Below are 10,076 nucleotides of genomic sequence, written 5' to 3'. Positions count from 1 at the left end.
TTAATATGGGCCTGAATGAATTTTATAGTCCTCCTGGTGCAGTTTATTTCGTTAAGATATCTGGACTCTGCCACCTTATTGCCCTCCGGAAATACCTGTGTAGTCCAGAACCTGACAGTGTCTTTGTCTGTACGGGCAACCGTTAGCGAGTCATAGTAAAATTTGACCTCTTCTGCCACGCCGATGAACTTCCACCGTGCATCCATGGCCATTGAGTTGACTGCCATCAGGGTAATGCCCAGGATAGTGCCCAGGATAATGTGCGGCATAAGGGTAGTTTTAATCATCGCCATAGGCTCAGGTATTGCCGACACTTGTCATGCCACAGGCGCCCTGTCCCCTTACCAGTCTTCCCGCCAAGGGAGCTAACGTTGCCACCATAATGCTCACCGGTAATATTCATAAACAAATATCATACACTACACACTGCCATGCCGGCATAGATTATTGATATGGATTTGGGCCAATAATCTTCTCTATTAGTGCGAAGTCAGCCCCATTGACGCGTTGGCCATTGACAATCAAGGTCGGTGTTGATGTTACACCAACGGATGTAGCCATTTGTTTGTGTTCTTCAAGCAGTTGTGTGGCTTCCTGAGGGTTTTTGCAAGGGGGAATCTTCTCTTTGTCGTACTTTCCGCTCATGACATCCTCAAGGGCCTTTGCGTTGTTTTTTGAACATAGTATAAATACGGACTTCTCTTGCGCCTGAGGGTGTATCTGGGTTAGTGGAAACAGGAAGACGTATCTGGTGACATCCTTTCTCTTGTTCATATAGTCAGCCAGTTTCCTGCAATATGGACAATCCGGGTCAGTGAATTCAACGACAATATTTCTACCCATACCAATTCTGACGGCCTTGTCAATTACAATATTGACCTTTTTAGGCTGTCCTACTGTCGGCGGGTTATCCGCAGCCTGTGCAGGCATCTGCGTTAAAGCCATAAAGATCATACACACAACCCATATCACTATGTATTGGGTCATTCTGCTAATAGCTAGCCCCTTGTTATTCACTTGTAAAAATCCTCCTTTAGTTTGATTTTTTTATTGTTATATTTAGTATACAATGTCCTGTATCATAAGGTCAAGCTACTTCAGGGACTCAAGATTACCCTTGGCACCCCTGTGGTTAGGGTCTATTTTGAGAGCTGCCGTGAACTCTTCTTTGGCTTTGTCCGTTTTACCCTGTAAGCGCAGACACAGGCCAAGGTTATTGTGTGCATCGGCGTAATCAGGGCGTATATTTATAGCCTTGCTTATTTCGTTAAAAGCGTCATCTATTTTACCTTGTTTACCGAGGACAACGCCAAGGTTATTGTGTGCCTCTGCGGATTTTGGGTCGAGTTTTATTGCCATGGAATATTGTCTGGCAGCCTCATCGAGGTTGCCCTGGTTTTCGTGCATCAGGCCAAGTTTGAGATACAGGGCAGCATCCTTTACATCTTTGGTATCAGCCTGTAGGGCAGTTTGACAGACTCTGGCAGAGTCGGCTTCACGGCCAAGCCTCTTGTAGACGTCACAGATTTTTAAATAGATGGCGGCATTGTTTTTTTCAAAGTTTAACGCCGTGTTATACTCCTTCAGGGCTTCTTCCGGCTTATCTTGTAGCATATAGATATCACCTATTTTTATATATATATTGCCCTGGTCTGGTTTGAGTCTGACCACATGGCGCCATTGTCTGAGGGCATCATCGAAGCGCCCCTGGTTGGCGTAGATCGCCCCGAGATAGTAGCGTGGGTCAACAAGATTGTTATTGATCTCAATGGCCCTTTTAAATTCCTCTGTGGCCTCATTGAACAACTCTTGCTTAACATACACCAGACCAAGGCGGTTATGGAGGTCGGCGTTGCCTGGTTCGTAGTGCAGGGTTTCTTTGAGTTCCCTTGCTGCTTCTGCATAGTTTCCCTTTTGTGTATAGACGGACGCCAGAAGTGTTTGTGTCATTGTGTAGTGAGTAAGCCCAAAGAGAGGGTTGAGGCTCTTTGCCTTCTGGAGAGCGGAGATTGCCTTGTCAATCTCACCTGCAGCTATGTATGCAGAGGCAAGGTTGATATGGGCAAAGATGCTTGTAGGGACTTTTTTGACGTTGTCCTCATAGAGCGTAACTTCAGACTGATACAGACTGTTTCTCTTGTATGTAGCAACGGCAAAAACAAGGGATATCGTGAGTATTGGCAGTGTGAAATATGCGGTTAGTTTTTTGGGATTCACGGCTTGTGCAATCATAAATAATGCCGTGATTACAGCAGTGAAAAACCCAACTGACGGCAAATACACCCTGTATTCCATGAGTTGCCAGTTGGAAAGTGGAATGATACTTGACTGTGGCGCTATGCTTATAAAAAACCATAGTATTCCAAAGGAGATAAACAGGAAATCGGCATGCTTGATGTCATGCTTTTTTTGGGCCAGATGATACAAGTATATAGCAAAGGAGAAGATCGCAGAAAGGACAATAAGAGATATGTAGACACGAGATTGCCAAAATGAAAACGACACAGGGTAGTCATAGATCAGTGTCAGATTTACTGGAATAAACAGCATTCTTATATAGGTAATTATGACCCTGAATTGTGTGAAAAGGTTTTGCCATCGGTCCAGGACGATAAGTCCGCTATCCAACCTTTTAAGCATCATATCATCTATTTCATCGAATTTTGAATTTGCGAAAACCGCAAAAGCTAAATATGAAACAACCAGTATAACAGCATAGAAAGGGATGCACTGTAAGAGGCGTTTTAAATGTTTTCCTGAGAAAAACATGAATTCGACTATTGTAATCATTATGGGTAATGTTACCGCTGTCTGTTTTGTTATTGATGCAATGAACGCTATTATAAGAGCTAGCACATAAAGGGCAACGTATTTAAAGTTTACGTTCAGAGAATTATCAACGGTTAGCATTCGCCATTTCAGATACACAATAAGCGTAAGCAGATAAAACAGTGTAGCAAGCGAGGCATATCGTTGAATAACGAGCGTCACTGCTTGTAACTGTAAGGGGTGACTTACAAAGACGATGGCCGTAGCGAAGGCTATTATTTCACTATGGCGAGCATCCGTCACGGCAGAATTTTTATACAGTTGACTCTGCGCTCTGAACAGGAGAAGGATAAACCGGTATGTAAAGACTGCATTGATCAAATGAATTACTATGTTGACAGCATGATATCCAAAGACATTATACCCATGTAACTTATAGTTTACAAAGAATGAGAGGTTGGTCACATATCTTCCCTCGAAAACCATCCACGGATCAAATCCTTCGACTATTGATTCGATAGCATAATCATCAAAGAAGAACGGGACGTGGAAACTGTTAGCATATGAGAGGATGCCCACACAGACAACTATCAGTATATGAAAGATTGGTTTGCTGAGAACTATAGAATATTTCCTTAAAGCATCAAGCATTATTCACAAAATATCTGCTTCTTTGAAGTCCCTGTCAACATCATCCCATCTGTAGGCTTTGGTGGCATTTACCATTGCCAGTCTTACGGAGACCACAACTTGCAGGGCCTGAGGCCATTGAGGTTCACCAAAGACCGTTTGTGCCTCCACGTCCTCCTCTGAGAAATAGGCGTCATGGTCTGGGTGTGAGTGGTAGAAGGCCAGCACATTCTGGCCATTTTGGAGAGCCTGTGAGATCACCCGGTCTGCCTCTTTTGGGTCGATTGTGTATGCGGTACGGGCAGTGCGGGGGTATCGTATTGGGTCTTGGTGGTGTAGTAGGTCCTGGATATTTTGGCATGCGTGTGGGGTTTGGTGGTTTGAGGTTCCGGTGATGATTCCGCAACATTCATCTGGATATGCCTGCATGGCGTGGTTATGGATAAACTGGAGTGTTTCTTTGTTTAGTCTCATTCAGATCACGTGACTGAGGTATCTGTCACCGCCATCGGGGAAGATTGCAACGATAACGCCTTCTTTGAGGGTTTTTGCACAGGTCACGGCCCCAGCCAACGCCGCACCCGAGGAGTGTCCCACGGCCAGTCCCTCATATCTGACAAGGCGCTTGACCCAGTCATAGGCATCGTCGGTGTTGACAAAGACCGTGTCATCGGGGAAACCGAGGTCATAGATGCCCGGTACGATGGAGCTTGCCATGTGTTTGAGGCCCTCGATACCGTGCATGGCGTCATCGGGCTGGATCGCTATAACCTTGATGTTGGGGTTGAACTCTTTGAGCGCCTTGCCTGTGCCCGTGATGGTTCCACCGGTACCCACGGAGGCTATGAGGTGTGTTATACGTCCTTTAGTTTGTTGTATGAGTTCCGGACCGGTAGTCAGGTAGTGGGCCTTCCAGTTAGAGGGATTGTTGTACTGGTCTGGCATGTAGTAGCTTTCGGGGGAGTCGTTGTAGAGTTTTTTGGCGTACCTGATGGCCCCGTCTGAGCCTTCAAACGGGCTTGAATATACTATTTCAGCCCCGAAGGCGGATATGATTTTTTTTCGCTCCGGTGATGCGTTTTTTGGAATCACGATCTTTACGTTGTATCCGGAGACGGCACCTATCATGGCATATGCTATACCGGTATTACCGGAGGTTGAGTCTATAATCGTCTTATCGTAAGTCAGGAGGCCGGAGTCTTCGGCATCCTTTATCATACTGTAAGCCGCCCTGTCCTTGACGGAACGGCCGGGGTTGTACATCTCCAGCTTTGCGTAGATACTGACGCCATCAGGCAAACCGCTGGTTGCCCCCTTGAGCAGCAACAGGGGGGTATCGCCTATGGTTGCAAGTATGTTGTTATAAACAGCCTTATTAAGTCCACTCATATGTCACCAAACAGCCTTGTGCTGAGGTATCGTTCAGCGGTATCGGGCAGGAGGGTAAGTACCGTTTTGTCGTTTCCAAGCCTTCGTGCTATCATACAACTGGCGAAGTAGTTGGCCCCGGAGGATATACCGCAGAGGATTCCCTCTTTTCTTATAAGTTTTCTGGTGTACTGCAAGGCATCCTCGTTGGATACCTGTATTATCTCATCGATCAGGTTGCGGTCAAAGACATCGGGGACAAAGCCGGCACCAATACCCTGTATCTCATGATGTCCTGCGGGATGTCCACTTAGTACCGCACTGTCAAGTGGTTCAACGGCCACGATCCTTGCCCCCGTCATACGCTTTAGCACCTGGCCAACACCGCTGATGGTACCGCCGGTGCCAACGCCGGCAACAAAGGCGTCTATTGTGGGCACGGGGCACGCCGGATTGTCGAGTAATTGGCTTACTATCTCCCGTGCTGTTGTCTTGCGATGTATCTCTGGGTTGGCGGGGTTTTTGAATTGGTTTGGCTGGAAGTATCCATGTAATTGGGCAAGTTCATTTGCCTTTTCCACGGCCAGGTTCATATCACTTCCCGGGGTCAGGATCAGCTCTGCCCCGAATGCCTTTAGCATGGTTCTACGTTCCAGGGTCATGGTCTCAGGCATTGTCAGGACGAGCTTATAGCCTTTGATGGCGCACACAAAGGCAAGCCCTATGCCGGTATTGCCGGATGTCGGTTCTATCACGGTATCGCCAGGCTTTATACGCATCTCTGCCTCGGCTGTTTCGAGCATGGCCTTACATATCCTGTCTTTTATTGAGCTACAGGGGTTAAAGAATTCCACCTTTGCGTAGACGGAGGCTGCCCCGTTGCTGCCAGCATCTCCGGCGGATTCTGGTCCCCTTAGTCTGACAATTGGCGTGTTACCAATAAGTTCCAGCGCTGAACGAACAGCTTCTGAATAGACAGTCGTTTTCATAGCAATCGTGTGAATTTGCGTCTTAGCTGTCTATTTTATTTGCCAGGGGCTGTTTGCACCAACGGCTCCAGGGGAACCACCTGAGGCGATATATGCACCATCCATGAGCCATATGTAGGCCTGTCCAGTTGACGAATTGAACCAGAGTATGTCGGCCTTGTGGTCATTGTTGAAATCATTTACGGCCTTTAGTTGCCAGTTTGGGTCTGTCATCACTGCCGTAGGGCCACCACCGGTTATCGTTGCACCATCCAACAGCCACACATAAAGCTGACCGCTTGTAGAATCTTGCCAGAGTAGGTCACTTCTGCCGTCGGCATTGAAGTCAGCCGTTGTCCTGATCTGCCAGGATGAGCCGGCAACCGCAGGGAGGCTGCCTACTGTGGAAATCTGTGCACCATCCATGAACCAGATTACCAGTTGACCGGTGGTTGAGTTCTGCCACAGGACATCGGTCTTGTCATCACCACTGAAGTCATCAACACCCTTGAACTGCCACTGTGAGCTGACCGCGCCCAGTGAGACTGTGCCGGCAACAGTAGCGCCGTCTATAAACCAGATACCGACCTCACCTGTGGAGGAGTTTTGCCAGATGATATCGGTATTGCCATCGCTGTTGAAATCACCGAAGCCTTTGATCTGCCAGCTTTGACCGCTCATTGTAGCCAGGTTACCGATACTTTGAATCTTGGGGCCGTCCATGAACCAGATTACCAGTTGTCCGGTTGCGGTATTTTGCCAGAGGACGTCGCTGTTGCCATCGGCATTGAAGTCGCCCTTGCCTCTGTATTGCCAGTTGGGGTCATTGAGCGTAGAGGGGCTGTCGCCGCTGTAGAAATCCGTGCCATTGATGAGCCACACGTAGAGTTGTCCGTTTGCGGTATTTTGCCAGAGGATATCGCCGTTGCCATCGGCATTGAAGTCATTGCGGTAAGAGTTAAAGCGCACCTTGGCAACAAAGGCATCCACCGCAATGTCAGTATCTTTAACGGTGGGCTTAAAAGTCGATTGCATGGCACGGATGACAGGGAAGTTTGTCGAGGCAGTATATCCGCAGAGGTAAACATCCCCTCTTTGGTCTACTGCGATGGCCGTTGCTTTATCGTCGGCGCTGCCACCTAGGTAGGTCGAAAAGTGCAGGGAGTATGAGACATCAGCGGCACTGAATCTTAATCGTGCCACAAATGCGTCGGAAAAGCCACTGTTAGTCTTTTTGAAAGGGTTGAGGGTCGGAAAGTCGGTGGAAGTCGTCTCTCCTGCCACGTTGATATTGTCATCCTTATCGACGGCAATTGCCTTTGCGGTGTCGGTATTAGTGCCGCCGATGTAGGTCGAATAACTCAGCGATGAACCGGCTGTGACAATCTTTGTTACAAAGGCATCGGCCATACCTTTGAGAGCAGTTTGCGCAGCCGTTGCCGTGGTTGGGAAGTTGATTGATGCAGTGGAGCCGGCTATGTAGACGTTAGCGGTTGTATCAATTGCTATGGCGCCGGCACGGTCGCTGTCATTTCCTCCGATGTAGGTGGAGAAATATGGGGAGCCGGTTGGGCTGAGTTTCGTTGCAAAGGCATCATATGTGCCCCCACCATGGACGGGTTGAAAGGAGCCTGACGTGGTAGGAAAATTCGTCGATGACGTAAAGCCGGTGATATATGCGTTGCTGTTTACATCCACGACAATGCCTGTGGCTTCTTCCTCTGCGGTGCCTCCCAGGTACGTAGAGTATGGGATGTATATGCCTGAGGCGCTGAGTTTTGTCACGAATGCGTCATTGCCTCCGGCCAGGTCCGGCTGATATGCGTTATTAATGGGAAAGTCAGTTGAGTAGGTATAGCCGGCTATATAGGCATTACCGCCTGAATCTACGGCTATTGCGTTGGCTTCATCATTGCTGGTTCCGCCAAGGTATGTGGAGTACAGCAGGGCAGTTCCGTCTGGGCTGAGTTTTGCCACAAATGCGTCTACCAGGCCTTGCAGGGATGTTTGGTAGGAACTTACAATTGGAAAGTCCTGAGAGTAGGTGGAGCCGGCTATGTATGCGTTGCCGTTGGTATCCACGGCTATGTCCCTTGCCTCATCATCGCGGATGCCGCCCACATAGGTCGAGTATATGAGGGATGAACCGTCTTTGCTGAATTTTGAGACAAAAATGTCATAATAGTCGCCGTTATAGCTGTTGTGGTATTGATGCACCAGAGGGAAGTCGAGGGAGATGGTTTTACCGGTTACGTAGGCACTGCCGAGGGTATCGACGGCTATGGCGAGGGCTTGATCGCCGCTGCTACCGCCGAGATAGGTTGAGTATTGGAGCACGGGGTCTATGACCAGCGGGAGAGTCTTGTTGTAGTCATCCACCTTGAAACTTATGGTGGTTGTTTTTGGGTTTTTGTTGTTTACGACATAGGTGCCGTTTATAGTTTTTTTTCTGCCATCGAGTTCCTGGTATATATTTGGTTTACGCATAAGCATGTCGCCACCGTACATGTTAAAGACGATATCGCCGTCTTTATTTATCTTTACACTCGTAGGGCCATCAATTTTTAGTGCAATTTTTCGGAGGTCTGCCCCTGGTTGTACTACAAAGTCGTACTCTATTTGGCGTTGGTTTCCATATAGCACAAGGTCTATCCCTGGGTACAGGCCGTTATATTTGACACGTTGGTAAGCGGTTATGTTACGTAGCCATTTTCCGTCGGAATTCCCGATAAGGTAATTGGATTTTCCTTCGAGGACATCGAGTGCAGTTAGTCCATGTGCCTTGACATCACCGGCAAAATTTATGCGCACTACATTGATCTTAGAGTTTTTTGTCGGTTTTGTGTTTTTGTGGCTGATTTTATTGTTAGTTGTATACTCTTTTGAAGGGGTCACTGCCATAACGACGCCATCTGCTTTCAAGAACATCGTATACCCCTGCCCTCTGGCGACATAACTATATTGCTTGTGTGTCTGACCTTCATTTTGTTCAAATCGCACCGGTAGTGTACCATAATTATCCAGTACCATTGCATTACTCTTAGCCATATCCACTGCTTTACCCGTAGAGGCCTCCAATGTTGAGCCTTGCACAATAGTCACAGAAAGGACAAAAGCCATTACCCAAAGAATAACAAAACACCTGTTGATTTTAGCTGTCATATAACCTCCTTTAGCGTTCCTATAATAATCTTATCACTTACGTTGATGGGAAATGGTAGCATTTATTATTAACAAATAGCAATACTATAAATTATGTCATCAGCCATACTCAAGAGGCCACATAAATTGCATAGTTTTAATGACTTACACGGTCTGCCACTCATAGCTCTGGATTACTATGACACCCCTCTTTGACGCCTCCGTTAAGAAGTCCGCCGTTGCGAAGTGGGTTATCAGTATGCGCACGATCTCTTTCGTACCTGCCTCGACTCCGCTGCATTGGAGACGCACTGCCTCTACGTGCCTTTCCAGTTGCTCAAACACCTCAACCATTTGTGCGTTGTTCGGCGTACCGGTAGTATAGTATCCCTGGAGCCTTAGCTTTGTCTCTCCGACGATTAACACTGGTTTGCTATGCCTTTTGCCTTCGCCGAGTATGTTTATCTCGCTATCTTTTTTGAGTTCAATCCTGATAAGGCTATCCAATATCTCGATCCCGTACCTGGTCTTCAGAAACCTGGGTAATTCCCTGTAGGCCTCATTTTCAAGGGCATAACTGACACTCCTTGACAGGCCCGCAATATCTCGTCTTGTCAAAATTATATCACCCTTCATCGAGGTTATATCACCCTTCATCGAGGTTATATCTGTCGCCATACTCTCCAGCTTTTGCATCATCAACAGAAACATCTCTTTGAACTCATTGAACTCGCTTGTACGTACGTAACCATTACCACCGTCTTTTACTACAGCCTTCTTTTTCATTGTCTGTTAATCCTTGAATCCTTTCTTTTCGATGATTGTTTGTACCACCGACCGACTACACGGCCTGCCACTCATAGCTCTGGATTACGATGACACCCCTCTTTGACGCCTCCGTTAAGAAGTCCGCCGTGGCAAAGTGGGTTATCAGTATGCGCACGATCTCTTTCGTATCTGCCTCGACTCCGCTGCATTGGAGACGCACTGCCTCTACGTGCCTTTCCAGTTGCTCAAACACCTCAATCATTTGTGCGTTGTCCGGCGTACCGGCAGTATAGTATCCCTGGAGCCTGAGCTTTGCCTCTCCGACGATTAACACTGGTTTGCTATGCCTTCTGCCTTCGCCGAGGATATTTATCTCGCTATCTTTTTTGAGTTCAACCCTGATAAGGCTATCCAATACCTCGATCCCGTACC

Annotated in this window: 8 protein-coding genes and 1 pseudogene; all 9 read right to left on the bottom strand. The window is 47.5% G+C overall.

Features of this window, described 5'->3' with window-relative positions:
* Positions 1-287, bottom strand: a 287-nt coding sequence (locus tag HWQ67_RS07350) for a surface-adhesin E family protein (protein WP_218252035.1), incomplete at its 3' end; no start/stop codon positions are given.
* Positions 288-444: 157 nt separating this feature from the next.
* On the bottom strand, positions 445-1,017 hold the full coding sequence (locus HWQ67_RS07345) for a DsbC family protein (protein ID WP_218252034.1): 573 nt from the start codon (positions 1,015-1,017) through the stop codon (positions 445-447).
* A gap of 75 nt (positions 1,018-1,092) precedes the next feature.
* Positions 1,093-3,420, bottom strand: coding sequence for a tetratricopeptide repeat protein (locus tag HWQ67_RS07340; RefSeq protein WP_218252033.1), 2,328 nt, complete (start codon positions 3,418-3,420; stop codon positions 1,093-1,095).
* 3 nt (positions 3,421-3,423) lie between these two features.
* A complete protein-coding gene (locus HWQ67_RS07335; protein ID WP_218252032.1) occupies positions 3,424-3,873 on the bottom strand; it encodes a Mov34/MPN/PAD-1 family protein in 450 nt (149 codons plus the stop codon).
* A complete protein-coding gene (locus tag HWQ67_RS07330; RefSeq protein ID WP_218252031.1) occupies positions 3,874-4,788 on the bottom strand; it encodes a PLP-dependent cysteine synthase family protein in 915 nt (304 codons plus the stop codon).
* Positions 4,785-5,756 carry a cysteine synthase A gene (gene cysK / locus HWQ67_RS07325; RefSeq protein WP_218252030.1) on the bottom strand — a complete coding sequence of 324 codons (972 nt, stop codon included), beginning with the start codon at positions 5,754-5,756 and terminating at the stop codon, positions 4,785-4,787. The genes HWQ67_RS07330 and cysK overlap by 4 nt, the downstream gene beginning before the upstream one ends.
* Before the next feature lie 30 nt (positions 5,757-5,786).
* Positions 5,787-8,783 carry an SBBP repeat-containing protein gene (locus HWQ67_RS07320; RefSeq protein ID WP_218252029.1) on the bottom strand — a complete coding sequence of 999 codons (2,997 nt, stop codon included), beginning with the start codon at positions 8,781-8,783 and terminating at the stop codon, positions 5,787-5,789.
* Between the two features lie 258 nt (positions 8,784-9,041).
* Positions 9,042-9,662 (bottom strand): hypothetical protein, encoded by a 621-nt coding sequence (locus HWQ67_RS07315; protein WP_218252028.1) that lies wholly within the window; start codon positions 9,660-9,662, stop codon positions 9,042-9,044.
* Between the two features lie 55 nt (positions 9,663-9,717).
* Positions 9,718-10,076, bottom strand: a pseudogene (locus tag HWQ67_RS07310) (hypothetical protein); the annotation flags it as partial.

Origin of the sequence: Candidatus Magnetobacterium casense (genome assembly GCF_019173545.1) — a bacterium.
Lineage (GTDB): Bacteria > Nitrospirota > Thermodesulfovibrionia > Thermodesulfovibrionales > Magnetobacteriaceae > Magnetobacterium > Magnetobacterium cryptolimnobacter.
This window is presented reverse-complemented; position numbering and strand designations above follow the sequence as displayed.

Coding starts and splice junctions, on each gene's coding strand:
- HWQ67_RS07335 (WP_218252032.1), bottom strand. CDS start 3,873: ATGAGACTAAACAAAGAAACACTCCAGTTTATCCATAACCACGCCATG.
- cysK (WP_218252030.1), bottom strand. CDS start 5,756: ATGAAAACGACTGTCTATTCAGAAGCTGTTCGTTCAGCGCTGGAACTT.
- HWQ67_RS07330 (WP_218252031.1), bottom strand. CDS start 4,788: ATGAGTGGACTTAATAAGGCTGTTTATAACAACATACTTGCAACCATA.
- HWQ67_RS07315 (WP_218252028.1), bottom strand. CDS start 9,662: ATGAAAAAGAAGGCTGTAGTAAAAGACGGTGGTAATGGTTACGTACGT.
- HWQ67_RS07340 (WP_218252033.1), bottom strand. CDS start 3,420: ATGCTTGATGCTTTAAGGAAATATTCTATAGTTCTCAGCAAACCAATC.
- HWQ67_RS07320 (WP_218252029.1), bottom strand. CDS start 8,783: ATGGCTAAGAGTAATGCAATGGTACTGGATAATTATGGTACACTACCG.